This window comes from Streptacidiphilus anmyonensis, from assembly GCF_000787855.1.
GTDB lineage: Bacteria > Actinomycetota > Actinomycetes > Streptomycetales > Streptomycetaceae > Streptacidiphilus > Streptacidiphilus anmyonensis.
The window spans coordinates 47,684-63,405 of record NZ_BBPQ01000046.1 but is presented as its reverse complement, the minus strand read 5'-3'; the positions used below and the strand labels follow the sequence as shown (position 1 = coordinate 63,405).

General features: G+C 71.0%; 14 protein-coding genes. 9 read left to right on the top strand and 5 right to left on the bottom strand.

All coding sequences use genetic code 11. The features are described 5' to 3' along the window. Nucleotides 1–85: 85 nt before the first annotated feature. Together TR50_RS29860 and TR50_RS29855 are read right to left on the bottom strand one after the other, a co-directional pair. Complete coding sequence (locus TR50_RS29860) at nt 86–688, bottom strand: TetR/AcrR family transcriptional regulator (protein ID WP_042429074.1); 603 nt, start codon at nt 686–688, stop codon at nt 86–88. A 150-nt stretch (nt 689–838) separates the two neighbouring features. Next, nucleotides 839–2,143: an agmatine deiminase family protein gene (locus tag TR50_RS29855; RefSeq protein WP_152648715.1), complete on the bottom strand. Its 1,305-nt coding sequence runs from the start codon at nt 2,141–2,143 to the stop codon at nt 839–841. A 98-nt stretch (nt 2,144–2,241) separates the two neighbouring features. Between TR50_RS29855 and tatA the strand changes: the two genes are divergently transcribed. From tatA to TR50_RS29820, 7 genes are all read left to right on the top strand, one after another. Then, nucleotides 2,242–2,556: a Sec-independent protein translocase subunit TatA gene (gene tatA / locus TR50_RS29850; RefSeq protein ID WP_063775170.1), complete on the top strand. Its 315-nt coding sequence runs from the start codon at nt 2,242–2,244 to the stop codon at nt 2,554–2,556. Nucleotides 2,557–2,576: 20 nt separating this feature from the next. Then, on the top strand, nt 2,577–3,449 hold the full coding sequence (tatC, locus tag TR50_RS29845) for a twin-arginine translocase subunit TatC (RefSeq protein WP_042429136.1): 873 nt from the start codon (nt 2,577–2,579) through the stop codon (nt 3,447–3,449). 41 nt (nt 3,450–3,490) lie between these two features. After that, nucleotides 3,491–4,399 carry an alpha/beta fold hydrolase gene (locus TR50_RS29840; RefSeq protein ID WP_084701193.1) on the top strand — a complete coding sequence of 303 codons (909 nt, stop codon included), beginning with the start codon at nt 3,491–3,493 and terminating at the stop codon, nt 4,397–4,399. Nucleotides 4,400–4,434: 35 nt separating this feature from the next. Beyond that, a complete protein-coding gene (locus TR50_RS29835) occupies nt 4,435–5,331 on the top strand; it encodes an MBL fold metallo-hydrolase (RefSeq protein ID WP_052441485.1) in 897 nt (298 codons plus the stop codon). Between the two features lie 54 nt (nt 5,332–5,385). After that, the gene (locus TR50_RS29830; protein WP_042429071.1) at nt 5,386–5,826 is read left to right on the top strand and encodes a tautomerase family protein; all 441 of its coding nucleotides are present in this window, start codon (nt 5,386–5,388) and stop codon (nt 5,824–5,826) included. A gap of 209 nt (nt 5,827–6,035) precedes the next feature. Then, nucleotides 6,036–6,773: a chitinase gene (locus tag TR50_RS29825; protein ID WP_042429069.1), complete on the top strand. Its 738-nt coding sequence runs from the start codon at nt 6,036–6,038 to the stop codon at nt 6,771–6,773. A gap of 78 nt (nt 6,774–6,851) precedes the next feature. After that, nucleotides 6,852–7,094 carry a hypothetical protein gene (locus TR50_RS29820; RefSeq protein WP_042429066.1) on the top strand — a complete coding sequence of 81 codons (243 nt, stop codon included), beginning with the start codon at nt 6,852–6,854 and terminating at the stop codon, nt 7,092–7,094. A 4-nt stretch (nt 7,095–7,098) separates the two neighbouring features. Here the strand turns inward: TR50_RS29820 and TR50_RS29815 are convergent, their stop codons facing one another. Continuing rightward, nucleotides 7,099–8,136: an NAD(P)-dependent alcohol dehydrogenase gene (locus tag TR50_RS29815; protein ID WP_236654639.1), complete on the bottom strand. Its 1,038-nt coding sequence runs from the start codon at nt 8,134–8,136 to the stop codon at nt 7,099–7,101. A gap of 103 nt (nt 8,137–8,239) precedes the next feature. Here TR50_RS29815 and TR50_RS29810 point away from each other — a divergent pair, with 103 nt between their 5' ends. Together TR50_RS29810 and TR50_RS43685 are read left to right on the top strand one after the other, a co-directional pair. Further along, nucleotides 8,240–8,920 carry a TetR/AcrR family transcriptional regulator C-terminal domain-containing protein gene (locus TR50_RS29810; RefSeq protein WP_042429063.1) on the top strand — a complete coding sequence of 227 codons (681 nt, stop codon included), beginning with the start codon at nt 8,240–8,242 and terminating at the stop codon, nt 8,918–8,920. A 562-nt stretch (nt 8,921–9,482) separates the two neighbouring features. Then, entirely contained in the window at nt 9,483–12,671 is a 3,189-nt protein-coding gene (locus tag TR50_RS43685; RefSeq protein WP_063775169.1) for a ricin-type beta-trefoil lectin domain protein, read from the top strand. Nucleotides 12,672–12,749: 78 nt separating this feature from the next. On the opposite strand, the gene TR50_RS29795 is transcribed toward TR50_RS43685, so the two are convergent. Together TR50_RS29795 and TR50_RS43060 are read right to left on the bottom strand one after the other, a co-directional pair. Beyond that, nucleotides 12,750–13,109 (bottom strand): hypothetical protein, encoded by a 360-nt coding sequence (locus tag TR50_RS29795; protein ID WP_152648714.1) that lies wholly within the window; start codon nt 13,107–13,109, stop codon nt 12,750–12,752. A gap of 224 nt (nt 13,110–13,333) precedes the next feature. After that, nucleotides 13,334–15,667 carry an RICIN domain-containing protein gene (locus tag TR50_RS43060; protein ID WP_052441483.1) on the bottom strand — a complete coding sequence of 778 codons (2,334 nt, stop codon included), beginning with the start codon at nt 15,665–15,667 and terminating at the stop codon, nt 13,334–13,336. Nucleotides 15,668–15,722 lie beyond the last annotated feature (55 nt).

Genomic DNA, 15,722 nt, shown 5'->3' with positions numbered 1-15,722 from the left:
CCAGGAGCACCACCCTCATGACCGAGAGCCTCGCTACCCGTCCAAGGGGAGCGAGGCTCTCGGCACAACCGCCCTGGGAGGGCGGTCAGCAGGCGACCGGCGCCGGGCGCGATCCGGGCAGCCGGGTCAACTCGACATCGACGGCTTCGATCAGCAGTTCGCGCGCGTGGGCCAGCGGCAGGCTCCCGCTGAGCCACCGGGTGCTCAGACCCTCGACCATCGCGGTCAGGCGCTCCGCGGACATCGCGAGGACCGCCGCGCCGGCGGTGGGGCGGACCCTTCCGAGCAGTTCGGCGACGTCCTGCACCCAGACGAGGGTGGCCTTGGCGACCTCCTCGTGCAGCTCCGGCTCGAAGACGGCGCAGGCGCGCAACTCGCACCAGGCCGTGCTGTTCTCGCGGACCTCGGGGACGTCCTGGAGCTCGAGCAGGAGCGTCTCCAGGAGTTCGCCGCGGGCGTCGAGCGGCGGCGCGTCCGGGTCCCGCCGGCCGGTGTAGCGGTCGGCGCGCTCGCTGATGAACTCCAGGGTCGCGCGCACGATGCCCATGCGGTGCTTGAAGTGGTAGTAGATCAGCGCGGTGGACACGCCCGCCTCCGCGGCCAGCTCCTCGACCCGCAGGCCGCGCACCCCGCGCCGGGCGATGACCCGCGCGGCGGCCTCCAACAGCGTCGTCCTGCGGTCAGCCACGGCCGGGCACCCTCTTCGTCTGTCTGTCGCCTCGGTTGGTCAGCTCCAACTGACTGAAATTATAGTCCGCACACGACACGGAGCTCCAGGGGTTTCCCCGACGGGTGCCACCGTGTCGTGTGCGAGCGCTACTGGTTGGTTGCCGCGCGGCTACGGCGCGGGCTGCGGCTGGGTGACGCAGTGGATGCCGCCGCCGCCGAGACCGATGTAGTCGATGTTGATCTGCTCGATGACGCGGCCCGGGAACAGGCTGGTCAGCACGGCCTTGGCGTTGGCGTCGGCGGTGGTGTCGCCGAACTGGGCGGAGATGACGGCCCCGTTGCAGACGTAGTAGTTGGCGTAGGCGTCGACGAAGTTGCTGCTGGTCTGGCGGATGTAGTTGTAGTCCGGCGACTGGAGCTTGGTGACCTGCATCGTCGCGCCCTGGGCGTTGGTGGCGGCCGACAGGGTGTCGTACTGCTGCTGCTCGTCGTTGGACCACATGTCCGACGCATCGGCCGGGTTCGGGGTCTGCACCAGGCCGGTGCCGACGCCCACGAAGCGCGAGGTGGCGTCGACGTGGTCGTCGGTGATGTCCTGGCCGGCGATCCCCGGGAACCAGATCACCTTCGAGGCCCCGTACGCCGCGCACATCGCCGCTTCGACCTGGGCCTGCGTCATGTTCGGGTTCCGGTTGGTGTTGACGAGGCTGCTCTTGGTGGCCATCAGCGTGCCGGAGCCGTCGGCTTCGACGGCCCCGCCCTCGCCGGTGAACCCGGCGGCGGTGAACGGCACGCCGACGTAGGCCGCGACGGCCGCCGCGACCTTGGAGTCGTTGGTGGCGACCTGCCGCCCGCCCCAGCCGTTGAAGTTGAGGCCCACCGCGTCGAGACCGCCGGCCCCGTCGGTCCGGAAGACCGGGCCGGTGTCGCGCATCCAGCAGTCGTTGACGGGGATGCTGGTGATCACCGTGACGTTGGGGTTCGTGCAGGCCGCCCGGGCCGACGCGGCACTGGCCGGGTTGGCGCACATGATGACGGGCTCGTACTTCGCGATCGTGTTGGCGACCAGTGCGATGTTCGACTGGATCTGCCTGAGCGAGGGGGACGAGCCGCGCCGTCCGCCGCTGCCGCCGGTCCAGATCGTCGGGTCGTCCGGCCAGGCCATCCAGGTGCGGGTGTGGGTCACGCTGTCGAGCGGGACGACGAAGGTCCCGGTCCTGCCCCCGGCGCCTCCGGTGCCGGTCGGGGTCGGCGTCGGGGTCGGCGATCCGCAGGGGGTCGGTGTGGCGGCGCGGGCGGGCTGGGAACCGGCGCTGTTGGCCGCCCACACCACACCCACCATGGTCAGCCCGGCGATGGCGAGGAAGCTGCGCCGGTCCACCGGCCGGTTCCGCTTCGTGGCCGGCGCCGCCGTCTCCGCTTCCGTTCCGGGCTGCGTCTCCGCGGGCCGGGCCGACTCGATGGGCTCGTTCATGTGCTCTCCACTTCGATGTCCGCGGGGCTTCCCCACGGCTGCCGCGAAAGCTATAACTGACCATGCGCTCGGTCAATACTTTGGAGGGTGAAGGAACCATGCTGGAGAACCGCGGACTTGAGATCGTCATCATCGCCGTCGTCGTCCTGCTCCTGTTCGGAGCCAAGCGCCTGCCCGACTCCGCCCGCGCCCTGGGCAAGTCGCTGCGCATCCTCAAATCGGAGGTGGGCGCCATGAAGTCACCGGACGTCACCGTCGAGGCGGGCCCGGCGCCTGCCGAACCGACCCCGAGAACCCTCCAGGTCGAGGCGAGCCCTGCACCGACGCCGACGGCGCCCCCCGCGGAATCCCCCACGGCCGCCCCTGCGGCCGCCGACGACCTGCCGAAGGCCCAGCGCACCTGGCCGAGCTAGTGGAGCCCGATCACGGCATCATGCAACTCGCCGACCACCTGCGCGAACTGAGGACGCGCCTGCTCGTCTGCGTCGCCGCACTGCTGGTCACCGGCCTGGTCGGCTGGCTCGTCCACGACCGGGTGATCGACCTGCTCACCGGGCCGGCCTGCGCCATCAAGGGCGTCCACGGCGTCGGACAGCCCGACCCGCAGTGCCCCAACGGGCTGCTCGTCAACCAGGGCGTCCTCGCCCCGCTGTCGCTCACGTTCAAGGTCGCCATGACGGTCGGCCTGGTCCTGGCCAGTCCGGTGTGGAGCTACCAGCTGTGGGCCTTCGTCGCGCCCGGCCTCTACAAGAAGGAGAAGCGTTTCGGCCTGGGCTTCACCGCCGCCGCCGTCCCGCTGTTCTGCCTCGGCGGCTACCTGGCCTACTGGACCTTCCCCAAGGCCCTGGCCGTGCTGGCGGGCCTCAACCCCGGCTCGTTCTCGCTGGCCCTGCCGGGCGACGAGTTCCTGGACTTCTTCATCCGCATGGTGCTCGTGTTCGGGCTCTCCTTCGAACTGCCGCTCCTGCTCGTCGCCCTCAACTTCGCCGGCGTGCTCAGCGCCGCCCGGCTGCGCCGCTGGTGGCGCGGCGCGGTCCTGCTGATCTTCACCTTCTCCGCGATGGCCACGCCCACCGGCGACCCCCTCACCATGACCGTGCTCGCCGCGCCGATCTGCCTGCTGTTCTTCGCGGCCCTGGCCGTCGCCACCCTGCACGACCGGCGCAGGGTCCGCCGCCGAGCCGCGGACCCCGCCGAGGATCCCGAGGACCCCGAGGAGCCTGGCGACGACCCGCCGGACCCGGTCGTCCCCTCGGATCCCGCCCTCACACGTTCAGGTGAGAGACCGGGAAGCGGGCGAGTGTGACAGTTGACCTGTACCGCGCAGATCGTTGATCGGAGCGTCACATGGCCACCGGGACCGCCGGCGACAGCACCACCGCAGAGCCGCGGCACGGCTCGTACGCCGACCTGCCGAACCGCACCGTCACCGCCGCGAACGGCGTCGACTACGCCTACCGCGACACCGGCGAGGGCGCAGGCGACACCGGCCGGGCCGCCGGCGGGGCCCCGCTGGTCCTGCTCCAGCACTTCCGCGGGAACCTCGACAACTGGGACCCCGCCCTCGTCGACGCGCTGGCCTCCACCCGGCGGGTGATCGCCTTCGACAACACCGGGGTCGGCGGCTCCAGCGGCAGCACCCCGGACACCGTGGAGCAGATGGCCCGTGACGCCGTGGCCTTCCTGACCGCGATGGGCCTCACCCGGGTCGACCTCCTGGGTTTCTCCCTCGGCAGCTTCGTGGCCCAGCAGATCGCCCTGACCAGGCCCGCCATGGTCAGGCGCCTGGTCCTGGCCTCGTCCGCGCCCCAGGGCGCGGCCGGGATGCACGGCTGGGCGCCGAAGGTCATCGGCGTCATCGGCTCCCCCGAGACCACCGCCGAGGAGGTCCTCGACGTCTTCTACGCCCCCTCCCCGACCAGCCGGCAGGCCGGGCAGCTGGCCCTGCAGCGCATCTTCGCCAGGAGCACGGACCGGGACGCGCCCGCCTCCTGGGCGACCCGGGAGGCGCAGTACGACGCGGTCTGCACGTGGGGCGTCCCCGACCACGGCCTGCTCCAACGACTGGGCTGCCTGACGCTGCCGGTGTTCGTCGCCAACGGCGACAGCGACCCGATGATCCTGCCTCACTACTCCTACCTGCTCGCCGGTCTGATCCCGCAGGCCCGGCTGAGGATCTACCCCGACGCAGCGCACGGGTTCCTGTTCCAGCACCACGCCGAGTTCGCCGCCGACGTCGAGGCGTTCCTCAGCTGAGAGCTGACCACCAGCCAGCAGAAAGGCCAGAGCCCATGTCCACAGACTCCCTCGGCTACGCCGTCCACGTCTGCGACCCGCTGCCGATCAGCGTCGACGAACCCCTGCCGGACGGCGGGAAGCGGTTCTTCCAGCCGATCTCGACCACCCTGGTCCACGGCGAACGGGACGCCGTCCTGGTCGACCCGCCGTTCACCGTGGGGCAGATCGAGGAGGTCGCCGCGTGGGTGGCCGCCAGCGGCAAGAACCTCGTCGCCGTCGTCGCCACCCACGGACACGGTGACCACTGGTTCGGCGACGACGAGTTCGCTCGGCGGTTCGACGCGCCGGTCGTGGCCACCGCCGGGACCATCGCCGTGATGCACGGCAACGTGGCGGCCCGGCCGTTCGCCTGGGACAAGCTGTGGCCGGGGCAGATCCCCGACACCCCGGTCACCGCCATCACCGTCCCCGACGACACCCTCACCCTGGAGGGGCATGCCCTGCGCCTGGTCGACGTCGGGCACACCGACACCGAGCGGACCAGCGTCCTGCACGTCCCCGATCTCGGCCTGGTGGTGGCCGGCGACGTGCTCTACAACGGCGCGCACATGTTCGTCGGCGAGTCGGCCGGCGGCGGCCTCGACGCCTGGCGCCACGCCATCACCACCGTCGAGTCCCTCGCGCCGCGGTACATCGTCGCGGGCCACAAGGACAGGGAGCGCGACGACGACGCCACCCGCGTCATCGCCGAGTCCCGGCGGTATCTCGACGATGTCGGGGCCGCGCTGGCGACCTGCTCGTCGGCGACCGAGTTCTTCCACGCCATGGTCGACCGCCACCCCGACCTCCCCTACGGCAGGACCCTGCTGTGGGTGGGCGCGAAGACGCTCTACGCGCTGCGCGAGCCCGGAGCCGACCCGGTCGCCGCCGCCGTGGGCGGCTGGTTCTAGTGCCGCTCCGTCCTGAATCCCCTTCGACCGTCGACCCTCGCAGGAGCTGACACCATGCCCATGATCGACGTCTACGCCGCGGCGGGAACCTTCGGCGACACGAAGAAGCTCGCCCAGACGCTGGCGGCCACGCTGATGGAGATCGAGCAGGTCCCCGACATCCCGATGTTCCGCAGGAACACCGCCGCCTTCGTGCACGAGATGCCCGCGGACCGCCTGTCGAACGTCGACGGCGACAGCGGCTACATCCGGGTCCAGGTGCTGACGAACGCGGGCGCCCTGGACCGCGACAAGCAGCTGGCCGTGGTCCGGCGTCTGACCGACCTGGTGGCCGACGCGTCCGGCGACCCGACCGCGGCCGAGCGGACCTGGGTGCTGCTCACCGAGGCACCGGACGGCGGCTGGGGTCTGGCCGGGCACGCGAACACCAACGCCGAACTGGTCGCGGCCGCCCGCGCGGAACTCGCCCGGATCGCCGCGGCGGCACAGTCCTGACGCACCCACGGGCACGCGCCGCCCACCACGACAAGTACGTCGATTCCGCCCACGGGCTGAACCTACTGGCGGCAGTCGGCAGACCCCTCGGTCAACCGGCACCACCTCGGCTTCATCCGTGCGTGGGCAGCGTCAATGACGCACAGTCACAGCCCCCTCGGCGATAGTGATCACCGTTGTCAGTGATCGACTACGCCGTAGGAGCACCGATGCCCGCCACGCGCGCGCTCGCCCGTTTCCGATCCCGCCTCCTCGCAGGAATGAGCGCCGCAGCGGTCGCGTGCGGCCTCGCCGTCGCCGCCCCGGCCGTGCCCGCCGCCGCATCCGGATTCGTCGTCAGCCAGGGACAGTTCAACCAGATGTTCCCGTCCCGGAGCCCGTTCTACAGCTACCAGGGCCTGGTCGACGCGCTGCGCGCCTACCCGGCCTTCGTCACCACCGGCGACGAGAAGACCCGCAGGCGGGAGGCGGCGGCCTTCCTGGCCAACGTCTCCCACGAGACGGCCGGCCTGCGGTACGTCGTGGAGCAGAACACGTCCAACTACCCCCACTACTGCGACACCAGCCAGCCCTACGGCTGCCCGGCCGGCCAGGCCGCCTACTACGGACGCGGGCCGCTCCAGCTCAGCTGGAACTTCAACTACAAGGCCGCCGGCGACGCCCTCCACGTCGATCTGCTGCACAACCCCTGGGCGGTGGAGAGGGACTCGGCGGTGTCCTGGAAGACCGCCCTGTGGATGTGGAACACCCAGACCGGGGCGGGGCACTGGACCGCCCACGACGCCATGGTCCAGGGCAAGGGCTTCGGCGAGACGATCCGCACGATCAACGGCGACCTGGAGTGCGACGGCAAGAACCCGGCCGAGCGCAACGCCCGGATCAACCTGTTCGAGCGCTTCACGGGCGTGCTCGGCACCGACGTCGGCCCCGGCAACCTCTCCTGCTGAATCCCTGCCGAGCCTCCGGCCGGGCCCGGCCCCGACCTCGCGGTGGCGATCACGGCGTCGCCGCCGCAGGCTGGAGTCATGGGCAGCCCCTACTTCCTCCGCGCGGGCCACAGCGACGCCAGGGTGGTCGTGCACCGCGTCGCCGTCGACGCCGCGGGCGTCCCTTACCGGCGCGTCGACATGCTCGGGCTCGAGGTCGGCCGCGCCTACTCGACGGAGGACGTCAAGGCGATCATGGTGCGGTGCGGAATGCCCCCCGAGGCGTTCGACCAGCCCGCGGTCGTCGAATGGCTCGGCGACGGGCCCGACGTGTGGGAATGAGCTGCTACACCGTGACGGCGACCTTGCCGCACGTCCGCCCGTCCAGCAGGTGGCGGATCGCCGCCGGAGTCTCGGCGAGCGGGAACGTGCGGTCGACGGCCGGGAGGATCCGGCCCGCCTCGACGAGCTCCCGAAGGACCGTCAGGTCGGCCGCGTTCTCTGAGGCGACGAAGGAGCCGAGCCGCTGCCCGACGAACGGTGACAGCAGCTGCGCCCGGATCTGACGGTCCGTGCCGCCGAGCCACCGTCCGTCGGTCTCGCCGCCGACGATGACGAGCCGCCCGGTGGCGGTGAGCGCGCGGCGCAGTCGGGACAGGGGGCGGTTACCGCCCGTGTCGAGGATGACGTCGTAGCGGACCCGGCCGTCGGTCGGGTCGACGGCGGTGTGGTCGACGACCTCGTCGGCGCCGAGCGAGCGGACCAGGGCCGCCTTGGCCGCGCCGGCGCCGCACACGGCGGTCACCTCGGCCCCGAACGCCTTGGCGACCTGCACGGCGAAGCTGCCGACGCCTCCGGACGCGCCGATGACGAGCACCCGCCGGCCCTCGCGGACCTGCCCGTGGTCGCGGACGGCCTGGAGGGCGGTGAGCCCGGAGATCGGCACGGTGGCCGCCTCGGCGAAGGTGAGGTTGGCCGGCTTGGCGGTGAGCTTGTCGGCCCTGGAGCGCGCGTACTCGGCGAAGGTGGCGGCGCCGACGCCGTACACCTCGTCGCCGGGCGCGAGCCCGGCGACGTCCGCGCCGACGGCCTCGACCGTCCCGGCGAGAGCCCGGCCGGGGTTGGCGTACTTGGGGCGCCGCAGGCCGAAGCCCGCGGCCCGCACCGGGTACGGCAGTCCGGCCATCAGGTGCCACGTGCCACGGTCCACGCTGGCCGCCCTCACCCGGACCAGGACCTCACCCCGCCCGATGGCGGGCAGCGGGACGCTCGCCAGGCGGAGGACGCGCTCGGGCGAGGAGCCATAGCGCTCCTGGACGATCGACTGCATCGACTTCGCGGCTGTGGCGGTGGCGGTCAGCACCGACGGCTGCTCGGCGTTCATCACGACCCTCTTCCGGGACGGTCCGTTTGCCTCCTTACAGCGTAAGGCTCTGCCCTTACGCTGTAAGCTGTCAAGCTCCCGACCGCAGGAGCCGGAGGAGCAGATGACCGCAGGCACCAGTCCCGACCGCCCGCCTCGCGCCCCGCTCACCCGCGACCGGGTCCTCCAGGCGGCGGTCGCCCTCGCCGACGCGGACGGGCTGCCGGCCCTCACCATGCGCAGGCTCGGCGAGGCGGTCGGGGTGGAGGCCATGTCCCTCTACACCCACGTCGCGAACAAGAGCGACCTCCTGGACGGCATGATCGACACCGTCTTCGCCGAGATCGACCTGCCGCCGTCGGACAGTCGGGACTGGCGGACGTCGATGCGGCTCCGGGCGATCTCGGCCCGCCGGGCGCTGGCCCGGCACCGCTGGGCGATCGGCCTGATGGAGTCCCGGACCACCCCGGGCCCCGCGACGCTGCGTCACCACGACGCCGTCCTCGCCTGCCTGCGCACCGCCGGCTTCTCCATCGAGCTGGCGGCGCACGCCTATTCGGCGCTCGACAGCTACATCTACGGCTTCGCCCTCCAGGAGCGCGGCCTCCCCTTCGACTCCCCCGACGAGACCGCGCGCCTGGCCCAGTCGATGCTTGCGCAGTTCCCGGCCGACCAGTACCCCTACCTGGCCGAGATGGCGACCCACCACGTGCTCCGCCCCGGCTACGACTACGCCGACGAATTCACCTTCGGCCTCGACCTGGTCCTCGACGGCCTGGAACGCGCCGTCAGCGGGCAGAGATGAATCCTCCGCGACCGCCCAGGGTGCTTCGGGCTCGAGGCGAACCTCGGCGATGACCCCGAGGCGACCAAGGCCGCGATCCTGTCCGACGCCACGCCCTCCCTTCCGCACGCGGGCGCTCCTCGCATCCCCGCCCACCGAGCGGTCCTGCGCACGCCGGAGCGGCGACCGCGGCCTGCCCCGGATCTGCTGATCCGGCATCAGCGCGTCCGCGCGCCCAGGCAGAGCCCGCGGATGCGAGGCCCCCTCATGTCCAAAACGGCTGGTCGCACGGGCCTTGACACCGACCACGGGTGACCTCCAGGCTCTTCCGCAGCGTGATGTTTACGTAAACATCCGTTTGCCGCTGCGTTTCCGCCTCGGGGCCACGACGACGGAAGCCGCACGGCGCGCCCTGAGCCGAGCGCCCTTTTCCCGCACCTGAGTTCCGCACGCCATGACCTGCCGGAACCGCTCGGCTCCGCCGTCCCACCCACCGTTTCTGGAGGTTTCCGTGCCTGAACCCAGGGCCTCACTACGGCAGATACTTCGATCCAGACGGATCGCCCTGCTCCTGGCAGCAGTGATGACGACCGCCGGAGCCGGGGTCGCCACAAGCGCTACCGCGGCGGCCACAAGCTCCCCCGCCCCGGCCGCGAACTCCCCCGCCGGGCCGCCGCCCGCCCAGGTCGCCGGCGCGGCGCAGACGATCACCGGGTTCGGCGCCTCGGGCGCGTGGTGGCCGAACGATCTGGCCGCCTTCTCCTCGGCGGCGCAGAAGCAGGTGGCGAACCTGCTCTTCACCAACTCGGGCATCCGGCTCAGCCAGTACCGCTACAACATCGGCGGAGGAGGCGTCGGGGTCACCACACCGGCGCGCGCTCCGCAGACCTTCCTCAACGCCGACGGCAGCTACGACTGGACCAAGGACCCGGGCGGGCAGGCCTTCCTGAAGCTCGCGGCCGCCGACGACGTCCCCGACCTGATCGGCTTCGTCAACAGCGCACCACCGCAGTTCACCACGAACGGCCAGAGCTGTGCCGGTTCGATCAACACGGCAAAGGACACCCAGTACGGCGGCTACCTGGCCGCCGTGGTCAAGCACTTCGCCTCCCAGGGCATCGGGCTCAGCCAGATCAGCCCGATGAACGAGCCCGACGACTCGTTCGGCTCCTGCGGCCAGGAGGGCATGGCCGTCGCCCCCGCCGACCGCGCCGGTGTCATCAACGCCGTCGGGTCCGCGCTCAAGCAGGCGGGTCGGTCCGGCACGAAGGTGATCGCTGACGAGTCGAGCCTGACCACCCAGCTGACCAGCGAGGCGCCCGGTTGGCTGGCGGATCCGACGGCGCCCCGGTCGGTCGGCGCCATCGCGCACCACACCTACGACTTCCCCACCGGCTCACAGCTCGAGCAGGTCGGCGCGCTGGGCGCCACGGCCGGGAAGCCCCTGTGGGCCACGGAGATCTGCTGCCAGGCCGGCGGCGGGGGTTACGGCTCGCAGTACGACCCGACCGTCACGGGCGCCCTGACGATGGTCAACTCACTGTACGACGACCTGGCTTACGGCAATGACAGCGCGTTCCAGTGGTGGACCGCCCTGTCCTCCGAGATCGGCTGCGATCCGACGCAGGCGTCGTGCGCCACGTCCGTGAACTCCGACGGCTGGAACGACGGCCTGATCTACTACGACCCGAACTACGCCACCGACGGCAACCAGACGCTCTACGTCTCCAAGCGTTTCTACGCCCTGGGCCAGTACAGCAAGTACGTCCGGCCGGGAGCCGTCCGCTACGCCGTCACCGGCGCTCCGACCGGCGTGCAGCCGCTGGCGTTCCGGCAGAACGGCAGCTGGGTCGTCGTCGTCGCGAACACCAATGCCGCCTCGACGTCCTTCGGTCTGAACCTCCACAGCACGGGGTTGGCGCCGGCCGGCGCGTACCGGACCAGCGCGACGGAGGACATGGCAGGCGTGGCCGCGCCGAGCGTCTCGGGTTCGACGATCAGCGCCTCCCTGCCGGCCCGCAGTATCTCCACGTACGTGCTGTCCAGCTCGGGCTCCCCTGGGAGCAGCGGCTACGCGGACCAGGAGTTGGTGGGCGGCCAGTCCAGCCGCTGCCTGACGGCGGCGGTCGCGACGGGCGCGCCGTCCGTCTCCTCCACCTGCACCGGCGCCGCCGGTCAGAAGTTCCAGCTGCGGGCCTCCGGCGCCATCGTCGGCTCGGGCGGGTCCAGGTGCCTGGACACGCAGAGCGGTACCGCACCCGGCACGGCAGTCGTCGTGAGGGCGTGCTCGGGCGCCTCGAGCCAGAGGTGGGTCCAGCATCCCGACGGCAGCGTCACGAACGTCGCCTCCGGGCTGTGTCTGGAGGTGGCCGGGCAGAGCACCGCCGACGGCGCCCAGGTCGACGAGTGGACCTGCAACGGCGGCGCGAACCAGCAGTGGACGCCGACGTCCGCCACCGCGCAGGCATCCGGCCGGTTCGACCCGGGCCAGGCCTGGACGGACACCGCCGGCAACGTGCTCCAGATGCACGGCCTCGGCATCGTCAAGGTCGGCTCGACCTGGTACGGCTTCGGGGAGGACAAGACCGGTGAGAACGCGAACGACGCCGCCTTCCAGGACATCCCGTGCTACAGCAGCACCGACCTGTCGAACTGGACGTACCGCGGCCGGGCGTTGACCCGGCAGGCGAGCGGCGACCTCGGGCCGGGCCGGGTCGTCGAGCGCCCGAAGGTGATCTACAACGCGTCGACGAAGCAGTACGTGATGTACATGCACATCGACAGCTCGTCGTACGGGGAGGCCAAGGTCGGCGTGGCCACCAGCGCCAGCCCCTGCGGTCCGTACAGCTACCGGGGCAGCTTCCAGCCGCTGGGCTTCCAGAGCCGCGACCTGGGGTTGTTCCAGGACACGGACGGCACGGCGTACCTGCTCAGCGAGGACCGGGCCAACGGCCTGCGCATTGACAGGCTGTCAGCCGACTACTTGTCGGTGGTCGGTTCCGTGGCCGTCCTGCCGGACTACGAGGCGCCCGCGATGACGAAGGTCGGCGGCACCTACTACCTCTTCGGCTCGCACCTGAGCGGCTGGAGCACGAACGACAACGTCTACGCGACGGCCACCTCCCTCGCCGGGCCGTGGTCCGCCTTCCAGTCCTTCGCCCCCGGCGGCACCGACACGTACGACAGCCAGACCGCGAACATCATCCCTGTCCAGGGCGCCTCGGGCACGACGTACATCTACGCCGGCGACCGCTGGCAGACCTCGGACCTCGGCGGGTCGCCCATGATCTGGCTGCCGCTGACCATCACCGGCACCTCGGTCTCGATGTCCTGGTACAGCCCGTGGACCCTGAACGCCTCCGCCGGGACCTGGTCGCAGGGGGCCGCATCGGTGGTCGGCGCGCAGTCCCAACGCTGCCTCGACGTCGCCAACCAGTCGGTTTCGGCCGGGGCCGGGGTGGACGTCTGGGACTGCAACGGCGGCGCCAACCAGAAGTGGAGCCTGAGCGCCGACGGCAGCATCGAGGGCACCCAGTCGGGCCTGTGTCTCGACGTCGCCAACCAGTCGACGTCCCCGGGCGCCACTGTGGACATGTGGCCCTGCAACGGCGGCGCCAACCAGAAGTGGACGGTGCAGTCCGACGGAAGCATCGTCGGCCGCCAGTCGGGACTGTGCCTCGACGTCGCCGGGCAGGCGACCGGCAACGGCACCGGCGTCGACCTCTGGACCTGCGACGGCGCCGGCAATCAGCGATGGTCTCTGACCACGTAGCCCGCCGGACACCCCGGAGATGAAACGGTGACGGGCCCGCCGAAATCGGCGGGCCCGTCACCTCTGCGCGGGGCGGGATCAGCATCCGCTCCTGGTCCACTCGCGGGAGAGCTGGAGGACACGGCAGCCCAGGGACTCGAGTCTGCGCACGCATTCCATGGCTTCGCGGTCGCGGACGGAGAAGACGAAAGGCCCCGGGATGATGACCGTGCGGTAGAGGCCGCATTCCACCGCGTACAGCAGGGACTCCAGTGCGAATCGGGGCTCGCAGGAACGTCGGCCATTGTCCATGAAAACGGTCGGGTCACCCAGGCGCAGACTTTTCGCGTATTCGCTGAGCGTGATTGAGCACTCGATCAGATAGCAGGCGTCCGCCGGGTAGCAGCGCAGGTAGATGGCACTGTTCTGCGGGTACTGAACCACATTTTCCACATCCATGCCGCTCTGCTTCTTTCTGTGCCGCCACCGGTGTCGACCGGTGGGAAATTCCTTTTCTCCATTCAGCAGACATGAGGCCGGAGCGGTTCGTCGAGATATGTCGGTACCCATTCACCGATCGACCGGGGCGTTCTTGTGGGTACCGGCGGCCGACTTCATGGGTAGTCGTTTCCGCTCGGCGCGGAGCCCGCCTGGCGGCGGGCGCCGCGCCTCTTGGACCGCGGTCAGCCGACCCGGGTGAACGCCCAGGTCTGCAGCGCGCTACCAGTGTCGGGCTGCTGGGTCAGGGGGGAGCCGTCGGTTGCGCCGCCGGCCGTCAGCGCCAGCCCGCTCGCCCTGTCGACCAGTGCGTAGCCGGACCCGCTGGGCACGACGGTCCAGCGCTGGTTGTTGTTGCCCGTGCAGGTCCACTGCACGATCTTCGAGCCGGCCGCGCTGGACGCGCCCGAGTCGTCGGCGCACAGTCCGGAGACGGCGTTCTTCATCTGGAAGGAACCGTCGCCGTTCTGCGTGAAGGTCCACCGCTGGTTCGTCCCGCCGTGCAGACCCCACACGATCAACTGGGTGCCCGCGGTCGTCGACGATCCCGGGTCGTCCACGGCCTTACCGCCCTGGATGATCTCGTAGGTGCCCCCGGACACGAGACCGCCGCCGCTGCCGGGGACGCCGACGGTCACGGTGAACGGGACGGAGTGCGTCGTGGACCCGCTGGTGCCGGTGACGGTGGCCGTCACCGTGCCGAGTGCAGCGCTCGAGGCGGCGTGCAAGGTCATCGTGGACGTGCCGCCGGCGGTGACCGTCGCGGGGTCGAACGTCGCGGTCACGCCGCCGGGCAGGCCGGAGGCGGCGAGGGTGACGGCCTCAGCGGCGCCGGAGGTGACCGCGGTGGCAACGGCGGCGCCGGCGGACGCGCCCTGGTTGACCGGTGCGGCGAAGGTGGTGTCGGCGATGCTGAAGTCGTCGGCGGGCGCGGAGCCGGCGGTGAAGACCTCGTTGTACGGCGTGGCCCACTTGTCGTTGTCGGTCATCGTGGCGGTCAGACCGAGCGCGCCCTCGAAGACGCGGGCGGTGCTGTAGTGGTCGTAGCGGTTCGCGTCGAGATAGCCGGCCTTGACCGTGCCCTGTGAGCCGATCACCAGGGTCATCACCTGGTTGGTCTGCCCGGTGCCGAAACCTGCGTAGCTGCCGGAGCCGTCCTCGTCGAAGGTGAGCACGAGCAGCGACTTCTGCTGGGTCCAGGCGGGGGACGCGAAGAGCGTGGGCAGCGTCTGGCTGAGCCAGGTGTCGCCCGCGGCGATGCCGCAGTCCTCCATGTCGTCGCAGGAGTCGGGGTCGAACCACACGAAGTCCGGTGTGGTCGCGGTCGACGCCAGGTCGGTGCCCAGCAGTTGCGACAGCGGCTGCCAGTGGGCCTGGCAGTAGGCGTTGTCGTTCTTCATCCGGGCCGCATAGTAGAACGGCACGTCGTCGGCTGCGTACTCACCGCTGTCGGCGGTCTGGCAGTTGCTGGTCTGGCTCTGCGTGTACTGCTTCCAACTGCGGCCCGCGGCGTCGAGGTTGTCCCCCAGACCATTGTTGGTCGCGGTGCAGGACGGGCTGGTGATGCAGTTGGCGTTGCCCGACTGGCTGCTGCGCCCGTAGGAGTTGCCGAAGGCGATCTGCTCGTAGTTCGGGTCCGAGTTGTGTGTTCCGGCATGGTAGTTCGTCAGCAGCGAGCCCATCGGCAGCAGGGTGCCGTTGATGTAGGGAGCGGAGGTGTTGCCGATGATGCCGGTGCCGTTGTCGGCGGTGTTCGATGTGGCCGAGTAGTTGTTGTTCTCCAGCATGACGGTGAAGACGTGGTCGAAGCGCGGCACCGTCGATGCCGGGACGGCGAGCGTCGGCACCGTCACGGACGCGTCCAAGGTCAGCGACAGGTCGTCCGCCATGGCCTCGCTGTTCGTTCCCGAGGTGAGCGAGAAGTCGACGGTGGTGACGACGGAGCGGGTGCCCGCCGGCACGGTCGTCGTCGAACTGCGCTGCAGGAACTCGGTGGTGTCGGCGCGGTCGGTCGCGCTGACCGGGCCGATCGACGCCGTTCCGAGCGAGGAGCCCGACGCGTCGCGGTAGGTGATCGTCACCGTGGCGGCGTCGCCGTCGGAGCCGACGCCGCCGAGCCACCCGGACAGGGTCGCGTGCACCGTGCCCGAGTCGACCGCTCCCCCGGCGCTGGACAGGTCGGTCGTCTGCGAGAGCCGCGAGGCTCCGCGGGCGCCGCCCTGGAAGTAGGCTCCGCCGCGCGCGGAGGGTCCTGGCGTGGTCGCGGAGGCGCCGGTGGGGACCCCGTAACAGTTGATCACCGGATCGCCGGAGGCGATCTGCCAGCCGGGGACGGTCGTCTCCTCCCAGCCGCCGGGGCTGCACTGGGACGTCTCCGCGTCCCCGTTCAACAACAGGTTGGCACTCGCGGTGGCGGCGCGGGCTCCGGTCGGCGCGGTCAGTGCGAGGAGTACGGCCGCCAGGGCGGCGACGGGCAGGCGCGCGAACCCGCCCCGGATCCGTGGGATGCGAGGGTCCATCGAGGACGTCCTCTCGTTGGTGGGATGAAGATGCCGTCCGCCGGACAGCGGCTGC

What these genes read in the sequence shown, in the direction of transcription:
- TR50_RS29855 (WP_152648715.1), bottom strand. Translation starts at nt 2,143, where the DNA reads ATGAACGAGCCCATCGAGTCGGCCCGGCCCGCGGAGACGCAGCCCGGA.
- tatA (WP_063775170.1), top strand. Translation starts at nt 2,242, where the DNA reads ATGCTGGAGAACCGCGGACTTGAGATCGTCATCATCGCCGTCGTCGTC.
- tatC (WP_042429136.1), top strand. Translation starts at nt 2,577, where the DNA reads ATGCAACTCGCCGACCACCTGCGCGAACTGAGGACGCGCCTGCTCGTC.
- TR50_RS29840 (WP_084701193.1), top strand. Translation starts at nt 3,491, where the DNA reads ATGGCCACCGGGACCGCCGGCGACAGCACCACCGCAGAGCCGCGGCAC.
- TR50_RS29835 (WP_052441485.1), top strand. Translation starts at nt 4,435, where the DNA reads ATGTCCACAGACTCCCTCGGCTACGCCGTCCACGTCTGCGACCCGCTG.
- TR50_RS29830 (WP_042429071.1), top strand. Translation starts at nt 5,386, where the DNA reads ATGCCCATGATCGACGTCTACGCCGCGGCGGGAACCTTCGGCGACACG.
- TR50_RS29825 (WP_042429069.1), top strand. Translation starts at nt 6,036, where the DNA reads ATGCCCGCCACGCGCGCGCTCGCCCGTTTCCGATCCCGCCTCCTCGCA.
- TR50_RS29820 (WP_042429066.1), top strand. Translation starts at nt 6,852, where the DNA reads ATGGGCAGCCCCTACTTCCTCCGCGCGGGCCACAGCGACGCCAGGGTG.
- TR50_RS29815 (WP_236654639.1), bottom strand. Translation starts at nt 8,136, where the DNA reads ATGAACGCCGAGCAGCCGTCGGTGCTGACCGCCACCGCCACAGCCGCG.
- TR50_RS29810 (WP_042429063.1), top strand. Translation starts at nt 8,240, where the DNA reads ATGACCGCAGGCACCAGTCCCGACCGCCCGCCTCGCGCCCCGCTCACC.
- TR50_RS43685 (WP_063775169.1), top strand. Translation starts at nt 9,483, where the DNA reads ATGACGACCGCCGGAGCCGGGGTCGCCACAAGCGCTACCGCGGCGGCC.
- TR50_RS29795 (WP_152648714.1), bottom strand. Translation starts at nt 13,109, where the DNA reads ATGGATGTGGAAAATGTGGTTCAGTACCCGCAGAACAGTGCCATCTAC.
- TR50_RS43060 (WP_052441483.1), bottom strand. Translation starts at nt 15,667, where the DNA reads ATGGACCCTCGCATCCCACGGATCCGGGGCGGGTTCGCGCGCCTGCCC.